Here is a 19,495-nt window from a genome sequence, read left to right as displayed (position 1 = left end):
GAAACACTGGGTCGGGGTTTTTTCGTTGCGCCGGCGACTCTGCCGCGTCGGTGGACGCGCCGCCGGTGGCTAGTCGGCCGAGTGCGTCTGCAGGGGGGCGACCTGCTTGACCCGCAGCAGTGGGTCGCCCAACAGGTTGTACATCTGCACGTGCTCGACGACTTCTTGGTCGAGGGCGTCGGCGTTGGGCGAGAGCCCAAGTCCGATCTGCCGGACCGATTTGCGGAGCGGCAGTTTCGAGTCGTCCCGAAGTGCCCGCCGCTTGCCCTCCCGGACGCACTCGCCCAGCGACTCGGATTTGCCCGGCTCGAACAGGCAGTTCAACAGCTCGATGCCGAGCACGCTGTTGCCGTACGGCATGCACACACGCGAACTGGCGAGCACCGCCAGCGGACCCCGTGGGCACAGCAGCATCGACTCCGCCAGGCACTCGGCGGGGGCGTCAATGCGGCCGGTCTCACAGGCCAGCATCGCGGCAAAGACGGGGCCCGGCGTCGGAGCGTCGGTACGGGGCAGGTCCACGCAGTGCAGGATCCGGTGGGCGTGAGCCCGAGGTTCGACGCGGTCCAGGCCGCAGGTCGAACCGTGGCCCAGGTAGACCCAGGCGAGCGCCGGCTCGCGGAGGCCAGCCAGCAACGCGTTGCGGAACGGCGTCTTGGGGAAGTGGGGGCTCGCAGGCGAATTGTAGATCGCCTTGAGTTCGCTCCCGGTCGGGGTGAGTTGCCGCAGCGCCTGCTCAGCTGTGAATTCAATCATGGAATCGATCAGTGGCGAGAACCGCCCCGGAGACGCCACGATGTTGAGGTTGGTCGGCCGCGGCTCTAAGGCCGACTCGAAGGCGATCACGCGGTCCAGGTACCCGGCCAGTTCTGCCGGCGATGAGCAGGGTATCCTGCCGATCGCGAGCTCGGGGGCGTCGTCGCCGTCGAGATCGGCAAACGGGTTGTCGGTGGCGATGTGGGCCTCGCCGCTGTAGACACCGCTGACGACCGATGGGCGGTATGCGGTGGGCGAAGCAGCCGCTAGTCGGGTGTGGGGGGCCGCCGCGTCGCCGATCAGAACGACGCACGCTAGGCTCTCGCTCTGCTTGGCCGCTGCGGCAATCTGCCCCGCCATAGCTTCCGCTGAGTTAAGCGGGGCAGCGGTCGTGACCTCCCAGCCCTGTCCCGTGCGGAACTCGATCCACCGCTGCAGGCCCGGTTGCAATTCGACCGGCGAGAGCACCAGCACGCCGGCGGCAAGTGCCGTCGGAGAGATCAGGCTCCAGCTGCAGAGGGCAAGAAAAAACGAGCGCATCGTACCAGTCGGGGCAGAGCTGCGGGGTGAGGGGGTCTGCGGGAACTGTAGGGAGAACGCTCGAACGAGGCTAGGCGGGTATCGCGGGGGTGGCTGCCGTGCTGCCAGCATCGGGTCGCTGCCGTAGATTGCCGTCATCGCCAGTTGGACCATGCACGGTGGGCCGGCTAAGATGTGAGCTAGCGTCCCCGCCGCGCTCTCCTCGCTATCCTCAAGGCAGCCGATTGGTGACTGGTATGAAGCCGCACGCGATTGCCGCCGTACTCCTGTGGGGGGCGTTCGCCGAAGCCGCGTCCCTTGGCCAGCTCCAGTACAGCCGCGACGTCCGGCCGATCCTGGCGGACAAGTGTTTCGCGTGTCACGGCCCCGACGAGGCGAACCGTGCCGCTGACCTGCGGCTCGATGTGCGTGACGCGGCGATCGAGCAGCTACGTCAGGGCGTCCATGCCATCACGCCGGGCGACGCCGCGGCGAGCGAGCTTGTCGCCCGGATTAACACGAGCGACGCCGCCCTGCGGATGCCCCCGGTGGACAGCGGCAAGAGCCTTACCCCCGAAGAGCAGGCGACGCTCGCCCGCTGGATCGACGCGGGCGCCCCGTACCAGGACCACTGGGCCTTCGTTGCGCCGGTCCGGCCCACCCTGCCAGTGGCGCCTGCTGGTGCGGTTGTCGACACGCCCATCGATGCCTTTATCGTCGCTGGTCTCGCCGAGCTCGGCTGCGGGCAGGCCCCCGTGGCCGACCGCCGCAAGCTGATCCGCCGCGCCTACCTCGACATCATCGGTCTGCCGCCGACGCCCGACGAGGTCGCCGAGTTCCTGGCCGACAAGCGAGAGGACGCCTACGAGCGGGTAGTGGATCGCCTGCTCGACTCACCCCGTTACGGCGAGCACATGGCGCGGCAGTGGCTCGACGCCGCCCGCTACGGCGACACCCACGGCCTGCACCTCGACAACTACCGCGAAATGTGGCGCTACCGCGACTGGGTAATCGAGGCATTCAACCAGAACCTGTCGTGGGATGAGTTCGTTGTGAAACAACTGGCGGGCGACCTGCTGCCGAACCCGACGCTCGACGACATCATCGCCACCGGGTTCAACCGCTGCCACGTCTCGACCAGCGAAGGCGGGTCGATCGATGCTGAGGTCGAGGTCCGCAACGTGGTCGACCGCGTATCAACGACCGGCTCGGTGTTCCTCGGCCTGACAATGGGCTGCGCCGTCTGCCACGACCACAAGTACGACCCGATCTCGCAGCAAGACTTCTACGCCAGCTACGCGTTCTTCAACAGCATCGACGGCCCCGCCATGGACCAGAACGCCCGCGACACGGCGCCGTCGATCTTCGCCCCGACCCGTGCGCAGTCGGCAGCTATCGAGCGGCTTCGTGGGGAGATTCGCGAGCTCGAGCAGCGACTGCTCCGCGACGACGAGGTGCTGGAGCAGGAGCAACGCGACTGGGCCGAGTCGCTCCGCGAGTCAGGCGATGCGCCCCCGGTGACGGCTTCAGTCTGGAGCGAGGTCGGCCCGTTCTTCGGGCCGATGCGGTACCTGACGTCGCAAGACTTCGGCCCGGAGGGGGCGGCGGTTGATCTCTCTGCCGACTACGATGCCCGCCGCGCCAAGCGGGCCGCTTGGCGTCCCCACCCGGAGTGGATCGACGGCCGTGTTCACGAGGACCTCGCCGGCCGCGTGGCGCTGAACTACCTGCACCGCGAGGTAACCGCCGCCGAGCCGACCAAGGTTGTCGCCCGATTCCGCGTGCGGGGGGGCTTCGCAGTGCTGCTGAACGGCAAGCGGATCCACAACACGCTGAAGAAGGAGGGGGCGCTCGACTCGCCGCCAGTCGAGGTCTCGCTAGACCTTAAGGAGGGCGCCAACGAGCTGCTCGTCAAGCTTGTGACGCCCGGCGGCGATGAAGGCAGCGATCGGACCGCCGCCTTTGTACTCGAGTGGGCCGATGACGCGCGGGTCGGCGCCTTGCCGTCGGGAGTCGCCGCGGCTTTGGCGGTTACTGAGAGCGAACGCACGCCGGAACAGCGGTTGGCGGTGCGGCGGCACTACCGCTTGGCCGTCAGCCAGGACGTCGGCTTGCAGCGGACCGTCGAGCAGATGAGAGAGGTCGCCAACCAACTCGCTCAGCTCCGGTCCGACATCCCCACTACTCTCGTGATGCGTGAGACCGATCAGCCGAAGCCGGCGTACGTCCTGCTGCGGGGGCAGTACGATGCCCCTGACGAGCAGCGTGGACCGCTGAGTCGAACGGTTCCTGGGTTCTTGCCCCCGCTGCCCGCGGGGGCGCCAGCCAACCGGTTGGGGTACGCCCAGTGGCTGATCTCGCCCGAGCACCCGCTGCACGCCCGGGTGACGGTCAACCGGCTGTGGCAGCAATTCTTCGGAATCGGCATCGTCGAGACCGCCGACGACTTCGGCATTCAGGGCGCCTACCCAAGCCACCCAGAACTGCTCGACTGGCTGGCGGTCGAGTTCCGTGAGTCTGGCTGGGACCTGCGGCATATGATCCGAATGATTGTGCTGTCTCGCACGTACCGGCAGTCGTCCGACGCGCGGCCCGAAGCAGCCCAGGCCGACCCCGGCAACCGACTCCTGGCCCGCGGGCCGCGGCGGCGACTCGACGCGGAGGTGATCCGCGACCAGTCGCTCGCGATCAGCGGGCAACTGGTCCACGAGCTGGGCGGCCCTTCGGTGAAACCGCCGCAGCCCGACGGCCTGTGGAAGGCGGTCGCCTACACCGGGTCGAACACCAACCTGTTCAAGGCCGACAGTTCGCCCCGCGCTGGGCGCCGCCGCAGCCTGTACACGTTCTGGAAGCGGACCGCGCCGCCGCCGCAGATGACCATCCTCGACGCGCCCTCGCGCGAGAGCTGCACCGTACGCCGCGAGCGAACCAACACGCCGCTGCAGGCGCTGCTACTGATGAACGAAGACCAATTTGTCGAGGCCGCCCGCGCCCTGGCTGAACGCTGCCTGGCCGAGCAGCCGCGCGACGCGGCGCCGCAGACGGTGGCGGCCGAGCTGTTTGAGCTGGCGACGCTGCGGCCTCCAACCAGCGACGAGTCGGCAACCCTTGTCGGGTTGTACGAGCGGTCGCACGAGCGGTACGCGGCCGACCCCGAGGCCGCTAGCGAGCTGGTGGCAACCGGCACGACGCCCCGACGAGCAGAGGTGAACGCCGAGGTTGTCGCCGCGTGGACGCTGGTCGCCAACACGGTGCTGAACCTCGACGAAGTGCTGGTGAACGAGTAGTAGTAGCGGGCCGCGAGGCCCTCAAGCAACCTTCGTCCCCGAACGACCTATGCCCGACCCGATCCGAGAGCACCTGCTGCTGCAGAGCCGCCGCGCCTTCCTGAACCAGGGCGCGGTTGGGCTCGGCACGGCTGCGCTGGCGTCGCTGGCGGGGACGCCGTCCGCCGCGGGCTCGCCGGCGACGTCGCTCACCCACATCGCGCCGAAGGCCAAGCGGGCGATCTACCTGTTCATGGCCGGCGCGCCATCGCAGCAGGACCTGTTCGACTACAAGCCGAAGCTGCGCGAGCGGTTCAGGGCAGACCTCCGCAACGAGAAGTACGAGGACGGCTCGCCCGTGCTCCGCACCCGGGTCACGACCATGACCTCGGGTCAGTCGGCGTTCCCGATCGCGCCGTCGAAGTACAAGTTCAGGCAGCACGGCCAGGCGGGCGCGTGGGTCAGCGAGCTGCTGCCCTACACCGCCAGCATGGCCGACGAAATCGCCATTGTCCGCTCGCTCTGGACCGAGGCCATCAACCACGACCCGGCGATTACCTACATCACGTCGGGCGATCAGCTGCCCGGCAAGCCGAGCCTCGGCGCGTGGCTCAGCTACGGGCTGGGTGCCGAGAACCAGGACCTGCCGGCGTTCATGGTGATGACGCCCACCTGGACCGGCCGCCAGGAAGCCCAGGCGCTATACAATCGGCTGTGGGGTTCGGGGTACCTGCCGAGCACGCACCAGGGCGTGTCGCTCCGATCGAGCGGCGATCCGGTGCTGTTCCTCTCCAACCCCCAGGGCGTCGCGCCGGCCGACCGGCGGCGGATGCTCGACGGGCTGGCCGAGCTCAACCGACGTCACCACGAGGCCGCCGGGCACGCCGACACGCTCGACCGGGTCGCCCAGTACGAGATGGCGTTCCGGATGCAGACCTCGGTCCCCGAGCTGACCAGCATCGCCGACGAGCCGGAGTCGGTCACCTCGCTCTACGGACCGGAAGTGCACACGCCGGGAACGTTTGCGGCGAGCTGCCTGCTGGCGCGGCGGATGGCCGAGCGTGGAGTGCGGTTCGTGCAGATCTTTCACCGCGGCTGGGACCAGCACCTGGAGATCCCCAAGGACCTGCCCAATCAGTGCCGCGACGTCGACCAGCCGGCGTGGGCGCTGGTGCAGGACCTCAAGCAACGCGGGCTGCTGCACGACACGCTGGTGATCTGGGGCGGCGAGTTCGGCCGCACGTCGTACTGCCAGGGCACGCTCAGCGACACCGAGTACGGACGCGACCACCACCCCGGCTGCTTCACGATGTGGATGGCCGGCGGCGGCGTCAAACCGGGGACCGTGTACGGCCAGACCTGTGACTACGGCTGCAACATCGTCGACGCGTCGGGTCAGCCCACCACCCGCTTCGAGGACGGCGCCGTGCACATCCGCGACATGAATGCTACGATCCTCCATCAGCTAGGCATCGATCACAAGCAGCTAACCTTCAAGTTCCGCGGCCTCGACCAGCGGCTGACCGGCGTCGAAGAGGCCCACGTGATCCGCGGCGTCGTTGGGTAGCGGCCGCGTACGCCGCATTGTGCACCGACAGGCGGGTCGGAGGAGTTGTTGTTGGACCAAACCCCCGTTGCGCCCCGGCAGCCGCCGCTGAGCGTGTTTGACATGCTGAAGGTGGGCGTCGGGCCATCGAGCTCGCACACCTTGGGGCCCTGGCGGGCCGGTCAGCGGTTTGTCGAGTCGCTCGGCCCCGAAATGCAGGACGTAACCGGGGTCCAGGTTGACCTCTACGGCTCGCTCGCCAAGACCGGCAGGGGGCACGGGACCGACATCGCCGTGCAGATGGGCCTGACCGGCGCCGACCCCGAGACCTTCCCGACCGAAGACCTGCCGGCGGTGATCGCCCGTATCAAGAGCGATTGCTCGCTCGATCTCGGCGGCGAACAGGCGATCGCTTTCGACCCGGCGGCCGCTATTCATTTCCGCCGCGACGAGCAGCTGCCAGCGCACCCGAACGGCCTGCGGTTCACGGCGACCCTCAGCGATGGCTCCACGCGGTGTGAGACCTACTACTCCGTCGGCGGCGGGTTCGTCGTCTGTGATGGGGAACAAGAGTGCGCGGACGTCGCCTCGCTTCCTTATCCGATTGACACGGCGGCCGAGCTGATTGCGCACTGCGATGCGGCCTCGCTGCCGATCTCTGGCGTGGTGCTGCAGAACGAGCTCGCCTGGCGGAGCGAGGCCGACGTCGAGGCCGGACTCGACCGCATCGAAAGGACGATGGTGGAGTGCGTGCTGCGGGGCTGCCGGGCCCACGGCGTGCTGCCCGGCGGGCTGGGGGTAAAGCGGCGGGCGGCCGACACGGCCGAGCGGCTGCTGGGCGGCGCCCTCCCGGAGCACGGCGATTTCTTCGACACCATCGACACGGCGTCGGCCAACTTCCAGACCGTGCTCGATTGGGTCGGCTGCTTCGCGTTGGCGGTCAACGAGGAGAACGCCGCTTTCGGCCGGGTGGTCACCGCTCCGACCAACGGCGCGGCCGGCGTGATCCCGGCGGTGCTGCTGTATTACCGGCTGTTCTGCGGCGCCGACCAGAACGCCCGACGGCGGTTCCTGCTGACGGCCGCCGAGATCGGCTGCCTGTTCAAGAAGAACGCCACGATTTCGGCGGCGCTGGGGGGCTGCCAGGCAGAGATCGGCGTGTCGTCGGCGATGGCCGCGGCGGCGCTCGCCGAGGGCCTCGGCGGGACGCCCCGCCAGGCGGCGGCCGCGGCCGAGATCGCCATGGAGCACCACCTGGGCATGACCTGCGACCCGATCCGCGGGCTGGTGCAGATCCCGTGCATCGAACGCAATGTGTTCGGCGCCGTGAAGGCGATCACCGCCGCGCGGCTCGCCATCGGTCGCGACGCGGCCGACGCGCGGGTGCCGCTCGACGCCGTGATCCGCACGATGTGGGACACCGCCCGGGACATGAGCGACAAGTACAAGGAGACCTCCGAAGGGGGCCTCGCCGTGCAGATCCCGGTGAACGTCAGCGAGTGCTAGCCGCCTGCCCTAGCCGAGCGACGCCTTGGCCTGCTTGAACTTCTCGACCGCGCCCTCGAGGTCCTCGCGGCTGTGGGCGGCGGAGATCTGAACCCGGATCCGGGCCTTGCCCATCGGCACCACCGGGTACGAGAAGCCGATCACGTACACGCCGAGCCCGAGGAGCTTGTCGGCCAGCGCCGCGGCGAGCTTCGCGTCGCCGAGCATGATCGGCACGATCGGGTGCTCGCCCGGCAGGATATCGAACCCGGCGGAGCTCATCGCCTCGCGGAAGTAGGCGGTGTTCTCTTTGAGGTGATCGCGGAGCTCGCTCGACTCCTGCGCGAGCTTCAGCGCCGCTAGCGAGCCGCCGACGATCGGCGGCGCGATGGTGTTGGAGAAAAGGTACGGCCGCGACCGCTGCCGCAGCAGCTCGATGATCTCCTGGCGGCCGCTGGTGTAGCCGCCGCTGGCGCCGCCGAGCGCCTTGCCGAACGTGCTGGTGGTGATGTCGATCCGTCCCACGACACCGCAGTGCTCGTGCGTGCCGCGGCCGGTGGGACCCCAGAAGCCGGTGGCGTGGCAGTCGTCGAAGTGCACCAGCGCGTTGTACTCGTCGGCCAGGTCGCAGATCTGGTCGAGCCGGGCGACGCTGCCGTCCATCGAGAAGACGCCGTCGGTCGTGATCAGCTTGGTGCGGGCGCCGGCGGCGTCGGCCTCCTGCAGCCTGGTCCGCAAGTCGTCCATGTCGCAGGTCTTGTAGCGGAGCCGCTTCGCCTTGCAGAGCCGCACGCCGTCGATAATCGAGGCGTGGTTCAGCTCGTCGCTGATCACCGCGTCCTCGGGCCCGAGCAGGGTCTCGAACAGCCCGCCGTTGGCGTCGAAGCACGACGAGTAGAGGATCGTATCCTCGGTGCCGAGGAACTCACTAACCGCCTGCTCGAGCTCCTTGTGACAGGTCTGGGTGCCGCAGATAAACCGCACCGACGACAGGCCGTACCCCCAGCGGTCGAGGTAGTCGTGCGCCGCCTGGATAATGTCGGGGTGGTCGGCCAGCCCGAGGTAGTTGTTGGCGCACATGTTGAGCACCTCGTCGGCGCCCACGGTGATGTGGGCGCGCTGCGGGGACTCGATTAGCCGCTCGCTCTTGTACAGGCCGGCTTCACGGATCTCACTGAGGGTCTGCTGGACGCTGTCGGTCGGTGCGGACAAAGTCTGGTCTTCCTGAGCTAAGTTGGTTGGCGGTTGTGGCCCGTGCTACTCGGACCATTCGAGGATGATCTTGCCCGACTGCCCCGAGCACATGACGTCGAAGCCCTGCTGGAAATCGGTGAACGGCATGCGGTGGGTGATGACCGGCCCGATGTCGAGGCCGCTGTCGATCATCACGCTCATCTTGTACCAGGTCTCGTACATTTCGCGGCCGTAGATGCCCTTGATCGTGAGCATGTTGAACACGACCTCGTTCCAGTCGATGGCGATCTCCTCGTCGGGTATGCCGAGCATCGCGATCTTGCCGCCGTGGCACATGTTGGCGAGCATCGCCCGGAACGCGGCCGGGTTGCCCGACATCTCGAGCCCGACGTCGAAACCCTCGAGCATGCCGAGCTCGGCCTGGATCTCCGGGTAGGTGGTGCTGCGGACGTCGACCGCGCGGGTGACGCCGACCTGCTCGGCAATCGCCAGGCGGTGCGGGTTGACGTCGGTGATCACAACGTGCCGGGCGCCGGCGTGACGCACGACCGCGGCGGCCATAATGCCGATCGGCCCCGCGCCGGTGATCAGCACGTCCTCGCCCAGCACCGGGAACGAGAGGGCCGTGTGCACCGCGTTGCCGAGCGGGTCGAACAGCGCCGCCACATCGTGGTCGACGCCGTCGTGGTGGCGCCAGACGTTGGTCATCGGCAGCGAGAGGTACTCGGCGAACGCCCCGGGCCGGTTGACCCCAACGCCCTTGGTGACCCGGCACAGGTGCCGGCGGCCCGCCATGCAGTTGCGGCAGCGGCCGCACACGACGTGCCCCTCGCCGCTGACGAGGTCGCCGATCTTGAAGTCGTTGACGTTCGAGCCGATCTCGACGATCTCGCCCACAAACTCGTGGCCGACCACCATCGGCACGGGGATGGTCTTTTGCGCCCAGCGGTCCCACTTGTAGATGTGGACGTCCGTGCCGCAGATGCCGGTCTTGAGGACCCGGATCAGCACGTCGTTGATGCCGATGGTTGGTTCGGGGACGTCCTCGAGCCACAGGCCGGGCTCGGCGTGCTTCTTGACGAGGGCTTTCACTTGATCTGGGGGGCCGGCAGGGGGAAGTGGAAGGAACGCGAGAGGGCACTTACCAATACCGCCAAACGGTAAGGCGTTTCAGATGTTTTGGCAGCGAGGACTTTGAAACAGTGAAAAAATCGGCGCCAGCAATTGGTGCACGCCCGTAGAGTTTATCAACGACTCAGACGGCAGTTGGCCGTCACGCCCCAGTCGCGCTGACCCGCGTGTCCGGTCGCCACAAACCCGCGACAAATCGCGGGGAGCGGTGGCAGGTGCTTTTCTACCAGGCCCGGCGGAAGTACAATTTGGGGACTCAGCGGGTGTAGTTCAATGGTAGAACGAAAGCTTCCCAAGCTTTAGGCGAGGGTTCGATTCCCTTCACCCGCTCTGCTTTTTCTCAGGCCTCTTTCTCGGCTTTCCCGCCCGCCCTCGTCTGGGTTACTAGGGCTTCTGGGTTACTTAGGCTGCTGGACCACTGTGTTGCTGGACCACTGTGTTGCTGGACCACTGTGTTGCTGGACCACTGTGTTGCTGGACCACTGTGTTGCTGGACCATTTGGGTTTTGTCCGAGAACTCTCGCGGAGGGGACAAAACCCCGCCCGGGCTTTTCCCCGCTGCTCGTTTCACGCTTCTGTAGCAGTCTGTCCTGGCACGGCATCAAAACGCCCTGGAGGGTTTTGTCCACCGGCGCCCCTCACTGGAACGCCTCTGGGGCGATCGACCGGACAAGACCCAGCGGCGACAACGAAGCCGGTTTCCCTACCGCGCAGCAGCCAGGGACGGCCCGCGATTCGGACACCGCCGCCGCGCCAAACAACCGCCGGTTGATACCGGCTATTTGACCACAGCCGGCGGCGCGTCTCTACAAGAAAGCCGCGAGAACCAACCAACAGCGCCAGCCACACAAAACGCCTCGTCGGCCCAGACGGCCATCACCGCCCCAGCCGGCGTCGTAATTCGCCCGACGACGGAGCAGGGGTCAGTCGGCGAAGCCGTCGGGGTGGGACGAGTGCCACGCCCAGGCCGACTCAATGGTTTCACGCATCGACCGCTTCGCCTTCCAGCCGATCGCGTCCTCGGCCGTCTGCGGGTTGGCGACCAACTCGGGCGGGTCGCCCTCGCGGCGTTCGCCGAGCACCGTGGCGATCCTCTTGCCGGTCACGTCTTCGCAGATCCCGATCACTTCCTTGACGCTCATGCCGCGGCCGGTGCCGAGGTTCAGCTTGAGCGACTTGCCGGGCTCGAGCTGCTTGAGCGCCGCCAGGTGGGCGTCGGCCAGGTCGTCGACGTGGATGTAGTCGCGAATGCACGACCCGTCGGGCGTGGGGTAGTCCGTGCCGAATACCGTGATCGACTCCCGCTTGCCGAGCGCTACGTCGAGCACTAGCGGGATGAGGTGGGTTTCCGGCGTGTGGTCCTCGCCGATCGATCCGTCCGCCGACGCGCCCGAGGCGTTGAAGTACCGCAGGGCCGCGTAGCCGAGGTCGTACGCGTGGCGGTAGTCCTCCATCGCCCGCTCGATCACCAGCTTCGTGTAGCCGTAGGGGTTGATCGGCGACTGCGGGTGGTCCTCGGGGATAGGCACCTGCTGGGGAACGCCGTAGGTGGCGCAGGTGCTGGAGAAGACGATCTTCTTGACGCCGCACTCCCGCATCGCGTCGAGCAGCGAGAGCGTGCCCACCACGTTGTTCTGGTAGTACTTGGCGGGGTCGGTAACCGACTCGCCGACAAACGCGTAGGCGGCGAAGTGCATCACCGCCTCGATGTCGTGCTCCTTGAAGAGCTTGACGAGCTTTTCCGACTCGTGCAGGTCACCCACGACCAGGCGGTCGGCGGGCGCGGCGGCCTTGTGGCCGTAGACCAGGTTGTCGTAGACCCAGACATTGTGGCCGTTGGCGGTTAGGCACTTAACGGCGTGGGAACCAACGTAGCCGGCTCCGCCGGTGACAAGGATGTTCATTTTCGCTAGGGCGCAGGGAGGGTGGTGGGGGAGGGCCCAGGAGCGGCGCGAAGGACGTGTGCCGGCCACTTCCCCGTGAGCCCTCAGCATAGTCGATCGGCGTCCCGACGCCTGCCCCCATCGTTGCTCTCGTCGGGGCCGGTGGGGCGAGCCTTCCGCCCCGGGCTGCGCCCCTTACAATGGCAGGAAACTTTATGAATCCGCGGAACGCGACACGCATGCGACTCTACGACGACCTCAAGTGGCGGGGCCTCATCCACCAGACCACCGACGACGGCCTGGCCGACTGGCTCGAGGCCAAGCCCCGCACCGTCTACGCCGGATTCGACCCGACCGCCGACAGCCTGCACGTGGGCAGCCTGCTGGGGCTGTTGGTCCTGCGTCGGTTCCAGCAGGCGGGGCACCAGCCGATTGCGGTGGTCGGCGGAGCCACCGGCATGATTGGCGACCCCAGCGGCAAGAGCGCCGAACGCAACCTGCTGGACCGCGAGCAGTTGGCGGCCAACGTCGAAGGGATGGGCGCCCAGATGCGGCGGTTCCTCGACTTCGACTGCGGCGACTCCTCGGCGTCCCTGCTGAACAACCACGACTGGACCGCCGGCTGGAGCTACCTCGAGTTCCTCCGCGACATCGGCAAGAACTTTCCGGTCAACGTAATGCTGGGCAAGGACTCGGTGAAGAGCCGCCTGGGGGGCGACGCCGGGCTCAGCTACACCGAGTTCAGCTACATGCTGCTGCAGGCCTACGACTTCGTGTGGCTCAACCAGAACCACGGCTGCGAGCTCCAGGCGGGTGGCAGCGACCAGTGGGGCAACATCACCGCCGGCATCGACCTCGCCCGGCGCATGCACGGCCAGCAGCTGTACGGCGTCACGTGGCCGCTGCTGACCAAGTCCGACGGGACCAAGATGGGCAAGACCGAGGGCGGGGCCATCTGGCTCTCTGCCGATCGGACCAGCCCGTACGAGTTCTTCCAGTACTGGCGCAACGTCGACGACGCCGACGTTGGCGGCTGTCTGCGGATGCTCACGGAATTGTCGCACGAGGAGATCGAATCCCTCGATAAATCTCGCGAGGCCGACGCCGCCAAGCGGGAGAGTCAGGTGCGGCTTGCCGAGGAACTCACCCGATTGGTCCACGGCGACGAGGGCCTAGCGGTTGCCCGGCGGGCGACCGAGATCTTCTTCGGGGCCGAGATCGCCGAGCTGGACGACAAGCAGCTCGGCTCGATCTTTGCCGACGTGCCGAGCAGTGAGGTGCCCAAGGCCCGGCTGGCGGGCGAGGGGCTCGGCGTGCTCGAGGCGTTCTCACTGGCCGGCCTGGCCAAGAGCAACGGCGAGGCCCGCCGCACGGTCTCGGCCGGGGGGGCCTACGTCAACAACCGCCGGGTCGAGGACCCGACGCAGCAGCTCACCGCCACCGACCTCGCCAGCGAGACCGTCATGGTCCTCCGGTCGGGCAAAAAGCGGTACGCCCTGTTAAGATTTGTCGAATAGCCCACGTGTGCCGATCGATCTGCCGAAGCGGGGCGCCGGACCACGCGCGGCGGACGCCTCGCCGCTTGCGACCCTTCTGGGGGCTCTTTATAGTAGCCAGTCTGGCGTTCTAGTGTCCGGGCGGCACCTGGTGAACCATCTCATCGGCTCTCCCGTAGGCGACTAGAGCGAGGCGCCCACCGGACCCGTCCGGCCCGCCGCGCAGCTTTTCCTGCCGCCCAGGGATCCTATTTTCGTGCACTGACGATCGAGGCTGGCTCCGCGCTGAAGCCCGCCTGGAGTGAGGACGCGGGGCTGCCCACAGCGGCTGTTCGGTTGGGACGCCCCACCGAGCCGCCGATTAGGCCCTATCAACCGAGAGAACGCGATGGCCGAAGAGACCGTTATCGAGACCCGCGCCCTGAGCAAGGTCTACCGCGATTTCTGGGGGCGACAGAAGGTCCGGGCGCTCAAGTCGCTAGACCTGAAGATTGAGAAGGGCGAGGTGTTCGGCCTCCTGGGCCCGAACGGCTCGGGCAAGACCACCACCATCAAGCTGCTCTTGGGCCTGCTGTTCCCGACCGAGGGGCAGGCCCTGATCTTCGGAAAGGATGCGACCGACGTCTCGAAGAACGAGCGGATCGGCTACCTCCCGGAAGAGTCGTACCTGTACAAGTTCCTCAACGCCGACGAGACCCTCGACTTCTACGGCCGGCTGTTCGACATCCCGGCCGACGTCCGCAAGGAGCGGATCGAGAAGCTGCTGAAGCTGGTCAAGATCGAGCGGGCCCGCAAGCGGCAGCTCCGCGAGTACTCCAAGGGCATGACCCGCCGCATCGGACTGGCCCAGGCCCTGATCAACGACCCGGACCTGATTCTGCTCGACGAGCCGACCAGCGGCCTGGACCCGATCGGCACCCGCGAGATGAAGGACATGATCCTGGAGCTCAAGGCCGCCGGCAAAACGATTGTTATGTGCAGCCACCTGCTGGCCGACGTGCAGGACGTCTGCGACCGGATCGCGATCCTGCACCAGGGCGAGCTCAAGGAGCTGGGCCGGGTCGACTCGCTGCTAAAGGTGGCCGACACCACCCAGATCCGCGCCAAGGGCCTGAGCGAAGACTGCAAGAACGAGGTGCGGTCGGTGATCGAACGGCACCACGGCGAGCTGCTCTCGATGGACAACCCGACCACCACGCTCGAGGACCTGTTCCTCTCGATCGTGCGGGACAGCGAGGCGCGTCCCGGCCGGCGGGTAGTCGCCGAATCGGGCGACGACAGCAACTAGCGGCCGCCGCCCCCCGCTCCCCTCCCCACGCAGAAGAGTTGGTCACGCAGAAGCGATGGTTGTCGAAAACGAAATCACGTCCTTCCTCGGTTGGCTGATCCCGACGGGCAGCAACTGGTACGAGGGCGCGCTGTTCCAGTTCCTGGTGACCGGGCTGGTGTTCGCTCTGGGAGCCCTGCTGCTTAGCTTCCTGGTGCTGCTGGTTCGGTACGGGCCCGCCAAGGCGGGCGACCTGATCTACCGCACCTTCACCGACGGTTTTGTCGACCTAATCCGCATCTCCCCGCGACGCGTTGGAGCGTTGGCGTGGCTGTCGATCAAGGAGTCGTGGCGGCGGCAGGCGATCATCGCCCTGATCATCTACGGCGTCATCCTCAGCTTCGCGAGTTGGTTCTTGCAGACCAACCAGGACCCGGCGAAGGTGCAGATCGACTTCGTGATGGCTTGGACCACCTTCCTGATGCTGCTGCAGGGGCTCCTCCTCAGCGCGTTCAGCCTGCCGAACGACTTCAAGGCCAAGACCATCTACACGATCGTGACCAAGCCGGTCCGGGCGTGCGACATCGTGCTCGGCCGGATCCTCGGCTTCACGCTGCTGGGCACCGTGATGCTGGCGATCATGGGCGCGTGCAGCTACCTGTACGTGAACCGCTCGCTCAGTCACACCCACACGATCGACGCTACCCGCATCGAGAACATTGTCGACGCGCAGGGCGCCGTGATCGGTCGGGCCGCGGAGACCTCCTACAACAACGACCACTCGCACCCGGTCGAGACCAACCCGGACGGGTCGGGCGAGGCGCTCTCGTCGTACGGGCACCGCCACCCGGTGCGGGCCGACGGCGACCGGCTGGTGGTCGGCAACGCGACCGACTTCATCCGCGCGCGGGTCCCCAAGCGGGCGGCCAGCCTCAACTACCTCGACCGCCAGGGCGTCGAGGCCGACCGCGGGGTGAGCGTCGGCAGCGAGTGGGACTACCGGAGCTTCATCGCCGGCGGCACCAACGCGGCCGCCATCTGGACATTCGACGGCGTCACCCGCGAGACCCTCGCCACCGACGGCGACGTCAACTACCTGCCGGTGGAGCTCATCGTGCGGGTGTTCCGCACCCACAAGGGCGACATCGAAGAGGCGATCCGCGGCAGCATCCAGCTCCGCAACCCGGACAACCGCGAGATCAAGAGCAGCCTGGTCGTGTTCCCGGCCAAGGACATGTCGGTCAACTCGTTCCGCTTTACCGAGACCCTCTTCGACGCCGCCGACCAGAAGGAGATCAACCTGCTGGACGACCTCGTCAGCAAGGACGGCCGCGTGGAGGTGATTGTCCAGTGCATCGACGGCGGCCAGTACTTTGGTTTCGCCCGGGCCGACTGCTACGTCAGGCTGCCGGAGGGGAACCCGGCCTGGAACTTTGTAAAGGGGCACCTGGGCATCTGGGTGCAGATGGTGATCGTGATCACGATCGGCGTGCTGGCGAGCACGTTCCTCAACGGCCCGATCGCCGCGCTCTTAACTGTGTCGTTCATCCTGCTAGGATTCTTCCGCGACTTCTTCGTGTCCGTCGCGACCGGGACGTCGTACGGCGGCGGGCCGATCGAGTCGTTTGTGCGGCTGATCACGCAGATGAACCTGACCACGCCGTTCAGCGAAGAACGCGGCGCCCCGGTCCGGATCATGAAGACCCTGGACGACGTCATCGAGGTCACGATGCAGGCCGTGGCGAGTGTGCTGCCGGACTTCTACTCGCTAAGCTCCGCGACCTACGTCGCGCAGGGCTACGACATCCCCGCCGCAGTGGTGGGGCGTCAGGTGTGCATCGCGCTCGCTTACATTGTCGGGTTCACCATCGCCGGTTACTTCCTGCTGCGAACGAGAGAAGTCGCGAAATGAACGAACGCACGAACCTCTACCGCAAGCTGGCCTACGCCGTGGCGATCGCCGTGGTGCTGTTCCCGCTTTCAATCCTCGGCTCGCCGAGCACCGGAGCGAAGGATTCCGGCGGCCGGCTGGCCGAGTTCCGCGCCAACAACGGTCTAGCGCAGGCCAACCTGGGCGACATCGACCCCGCCAGCGAGACCATCAAGCTGGCCACGCTCGGCCTCCGCGGCGTTGCGGTCAACGCCCTGTGGCACAAGGCCAACCAGTACAAGATGAAAGAAGACTGGGGCAACCTGACCGCCACACTCGAGCAGCTCTCGAAGCTGCAGCCCAACTTCATCACCTTCTGGAAGTACCAGGCCTGGAACCTGACCTACAACGTGTCGGTTGAGTTCGACGACTACCGCGACCGCTACTACTACGTGCGGCGTGGCATCAATTTCCTCAAGGAGGGCGAGGCTTACAATCGCGACAACCCCCAGATCCTGTGGGAGTTGGGCTGGTTTATCGGCCAGAAGATTGGCCGCGCCGATGAGAAGGAGCAGTACCGCCGCCTGTTCCGCACCGACGAGACCTTCCACCCCGAGGACCGCGCGCTCGAGGATCGGGACAACTGGCTGGTCAGCAAAGAGTGGTACGAGAAGGGCGAGCGCGCCGCTGAGAGCCGCGGCATCGGCCGCAAGAGCCCGATCGTGTTCTACTCGAGCGCCCCCAAGAGCCAGATGAACTACGCCGAGGCGATCGAGACCGAGGGCCGCTTCGACCGCGGACTGCCCGCCTGGCGCCGTGCGGGCGAAGAGTGGAACAACTTCGGCAACCTGCCGATCGAGCACAGCACCGGCACCATCCTGCAGCTCAACGAAGAGGAAGAGCTGAAGGAGCAGGTCGCCGAGGCCCGCGAGGAGCTGCTGGAGATCGCACCCGCGGTCACCGGCCCGCTGCTGGACGAGCTCGAGGCGAAGATTACCCCCGAGCAGCGCGAGGCCTACGAGACCCCCATCGACCAGCGGTCGCCCGAGCAGTACCAGATGGCGATGCAGGTCGAGCAGCTCCGCAACCCGCCGCCGCCCGAGCTTGCCGACCTGATCGCGACCGAGCGCCCCGAGCTGCGGGCCACGGCGATGCGTCAGCTCGAGAAGATCCAGCAGCTGGTGGACCGCCAGCGGAAGACCAAGAACTACAAGAGCACCGCCAACTTCGACTACTGGAAGCTGCGGTGTGAGTTCGAACAGAGCGCCGACGCGATCAGCGCACGCCGGCTCTGCTACCAGGGCAGGCAGGCCATGGTGCAGGACGCCGACCCGCTGGCGGCCAAGGAGCTGTACCAGCAGGGCCTGGCCAAGTGGCGCGACGTGCTCGACGCGTACCCAGAGCTGCAGGATGTGGACGGCACCACCGGCGACGACATCATGGAATTCGTCAAAGAGTACTCGGTGGTGCTCGATAAGATCGACGAGGAGATCCCCGACGACTTCCCGCTGTGGGGCGTCATCGAGAACTTCGATTCCGAGATGGACTTCGAGGAGGAGCTCAGCCAGCACCGCCGCCGCATGTCCGGAGAAGCCGACCCCGCGGCGCCGGAAGCAGCGAGCGATGACTCGGCTGCGGACGAAGCCGGCCCAGCAGAGGCGGCTCTCGAAGAGGCGACTTCTGACAAGGCGGCGTCTGGCGAGGCGACGACTGATGAGTCCATGACCGAGAGCGACGCGTCAGAAAACGAGTCGCAGCCGAAGGAGCCCTCCGCGGCCGAGGCCGACGGTAAACCATCCGTCGATGAGGCGCTCGATGAAGTGCTCGATGAGCCGGCCGAAACGGCTGCCTCGGACGAAGAGTAGCCCGCCGGCGACGAATATCGCCCCCTATTCCCCCAGAGCTCACCAGAGTTACGAACCGTAAAGGTTCACTTTTGCCGGCCGTCCCGATGCGACGATAGGGAGGAGGTGTACTTCCTCCGACCGATCCATCGGGAGCCTTACCGTGCCTGCTAAGCTTGCTCTGCCAGCATGGGCGGCGATCACCTTCGTGCTCGTCGGCCTCGCCCCCGCGCAGTCCGTCCGCCAGGTGCGGCCGTTCCGCGCCTACGACTTCCGGGCCGAGGACGCCGAGACGCCCATCGTTGTGACTGCCGTGGCGGTGTCTGCCAGCGGCGAACAGGTGGCCGCCAGTGGGGACGACCACGCCGTACGGCTGTGGACGCTCGCCTCGGGGGAAAGCCCCCAGGTGCTGCGGGGCCACGACGACTGGGTCCGCGCGCTGACGTTCGATGACGCATCCAACCGGCTGGCGACTGTCGGTGACGACCGCCGCCTGAATGTCTGGGACCTGACCACCAACCAGCCCGCGATCGTCAACCAAGAGGCCAGCGGGCCGATTGGCTCGGTCGCCTTCATGCCGGGCGGTCAGCAGCTGCTGACCGCGGCCTACGGCGACCAGATCCGGCTGCTGAACCTGTCGTCGGGGCTGACCGACAAACGCTTCAAGTGCCCGTGCCGAGACACCCGCGTGATGGCGGTTTCGCCGGACGGCAAGTGGCTGGCGGCCGCGGGCCGCAACGGCAAACTGCGGGTCTGGGACCTGACCACCGGCGAGCAGGGGCACGACATCCCGGCCGACACACAGCGGGTGCAGGCGATCGCCTTCTCGCCCGACAGCAAGCGGGTGGCGACCGGCGGCAACGGCCCGCAGATCCGCGTCTGGGACCTCGCCACCGGCGACCTGGCGGGCGAGGTGCTCTCGCGGCCGTCGAAGGTCCGCTCGCTGCTGTTCCTTGACGACAGCCGATTGGCCAGCGGCGGCACCGACAACAAGATCCACATCTGGGACCTCAAGCAGGGGCTGCCAACGCACCGGCTGGTGGGCCACACCGGCACCGTCGCCGTGATGGCCCGCGACGCGGCGGGGGGCCTGCTGGTCTCTGGCGGCTTCGACACGACCGTGCTGCTGTGGCGTTTGCCGCAGTCGGCCGCCGCCGCGTCGACCGCCGACGCTTCGACCGAGGTTCTCCGCTAGCGCAAGACACACACCGTGAGGCCGCACCCGGCGGCCGGAATGG

At 67.1% G+C, this 19,495-nt stretch carries 12 protein-coding genes and 1 tRNA gene; 9 read left to right on the top strand and 4 right to left on the bottom strand.

The annotated features are described in order from the left end of the window. Window positions 1-69 precede the first annotated feature (69 nt). Window positions 70-1,296 (bottom strand): C25 family cysteine peptidase, encoded by a 1,227-nt coding sequence (locus Pla123a_RS12225; protein ID WP_197527904.1) that lies wholly within the window; start codon window positions 1,294-1,296, stop codon window positions 70-72. Between the two features lie 236 nt (window positions 1,297-1,532). Between Pla123a_RS12225 and Pla123a_RS12220 the strand changes: the two genes are divergently transcribed. The 3 genes from Pla123a_RS12220 to Pla123a_RS12210 are packed head-to-tail and all read left to right on the top strand — an operon-like array spanning window position 1,533 to window position 7,593. Then, window positions 1,533-4,562 (top strand): PSD1 and planctomycete cytochrome C domain-containing protein, encoded by a 3,030-nt coding sequence (locus Pla123a_RS12220; protein ID WP_231956426.1) that lies wholly within the window; start codon window positions 1,533-1,535, stop codon window positions 4,560-4,562. A 49-nt stretch (window positions 4,563-4,611) separates the two neighbouring features. Beyond that, on the top strand, window positions 4,612-6,108 hold the full coding sequence (locus Pla123a_RS12215) for a DUF1501 domain-containing protein (protein ID WP_146587297.1): 1,497 nt from the start codon (window positions 4,612-4,614) through the stop codon (window positions 6,106-6,108). Between the two features lie 51 nt (window positions 6,109-6,159). Then, window positions 6,160-7,593, top strand: coding sequence for an L-serine ammonia-lyase (locus tag Pla123a_RS12210; protein WP_315852879.1), 1,434 nt, complete (start codon window positions 6,160-6,162; stop codon window positions 7,591-7,593). Between the two features lie 9 nt (window positions 7,594-7,602). Here Pla123a_RS12210 and kbl read toward each other — a convergent pair whose 3' ends face one another. Together kbl and tdh are read right to left on the bottom strand one after the other, a co-directional pair. Beyond that, entirely contained in the window at window positions 7,603-8,784 is a 1,182-nt protein-coding gene (gene kbl, locus Pla123a_RS12205) for a glycine C-acetyltransferase (RefSeq protein WP_146587295.1), read from the bottom strand. 45 nt (window positions 8,785-8,829) lie between these two features. Continuing rightward, the gene (gene tdh, locus Pla123a_RS12200) at window positions 8,830-9,858 is read right to left on the bottom strand and encodes an L-threonine 3-dehydrogenase (RefSeq protein ID WP_146587293.1); all 1,029 of its coding nucleotides are present in this window, start codon (window positions 9,856-9,858) and stop codon (window positions 8,830-8,832) included. Between the two features lie 298 nt (window positions 9,859-10,156). Between tdh and Pla123a_RS12195 the strand changes: the two genes are divergently transcribed. Then, a tRNA-Gly gene (locus tag Pla123a_RS12195) sits at window positions 10,157-10,227 on the top strand. A 593-nt stretch (window positions 10,228-10,820) separates the two neighbouring features. Here the strand turns inward: Pla123a_RS12195 and galE are convergent. After that, window positions 10,821-11,801, bottom strand: coding sequence for a UDP-glucose 4-epimerase GalE (gene galE / locus Pla123a_RS12190; protein WP_146587291.1), 981 nt, complete (start codon window positions 11,799-11,801; stop codon window positions 10,821-10,823). A gap of 194 nt (window positions 11,802-11,995) precedes the next feature. Here galE and tyrS point away from each other — a divergent pair, with 194 nt between their 5' ends. The 5 genes from tyrS (at window position 11,996) to Pla123a_RS12165 (ending at window position 19,452) form a co-directional block, all read left to right on the top strand. Beyond that, the gene (gene tyrS, locus Pla123a_RS12185; RefSeq protein WP_146587289.1) at window positions 11,996-13,297 is read left to right on the top strand and encodes a tyrosine--tRNA ligase; all 1,302 of its coding nucleotides are present in this window, start codon (window positions 11,996-11,998) and stop codon (window positions 13,295-13,297) included. Window positions 13,298-13,664: 367 nt separating this feature from the next. Continuing rightward, window positions 13,665-14,564: an ABC transporter ATP-binding protein gene (locus Pla123a_RS12180; protein WP_146587287.1), complete on the top strand. Its 900-nt coding sequence runs from the start codon at window positions 13,665-13,667 to the stop codon at window positions 14,562-14,564. Window positions 14,565-14,619: 55 nt separating this feature from the next. Further along, window positions 14,620-16,455: a hypothetical protein gene (locus tag Pla123a_RS12175; protein ID WP_146587285.1), complete on the top strand. Its 1,836-nt coding sequence runs from the start codon at window positions 14,620-14,622 to the stop codon at window positions 16,453-16,455. Next, a complete protein-coding gene (locus Pla123a_RS24630; protein ID WP_197527903.1) occupies window positions 16,452-18,278 on the top strand; it encodes a hypothetical protein in 1,827 nt (608 codons plus the stop codon). The genes Pla123a_RS12175 and Pla123a_RS24630 overlap by 4 nt, the downstream gene beginning before the upstream one ends. Before the next feature lie 142 nt (window positions 18,279-18,420). Further along, a complete protein-coding gene (locus tag Pla123a_RS12165) occupies window positions 18,421-19,452 on the top strand; it encodes a WD40 repeat domain-containing protein (RefSeq protein WP_146587282.1) in 1,032 nt (343 codons plus the stop codon). Window positions 19,453-19,495 lie beyond the last annotated feature (43 nt).

Origin of the sequence: Posidoniimonas polymericola (assembly GCF_007859935.1) — a bacterium.
GTDB lineage: Bacteria > Planctomycetota > Planctomycetia > Pirellulales > Lacipirellulaceae > Posidoniimonas > Posidoniimonas polymericola.
The sequence above is the reverse complement of the archived record's forward strand: the minus strand, read 5'-3'. Positions and strand labels throughout refer to the sequence as shown.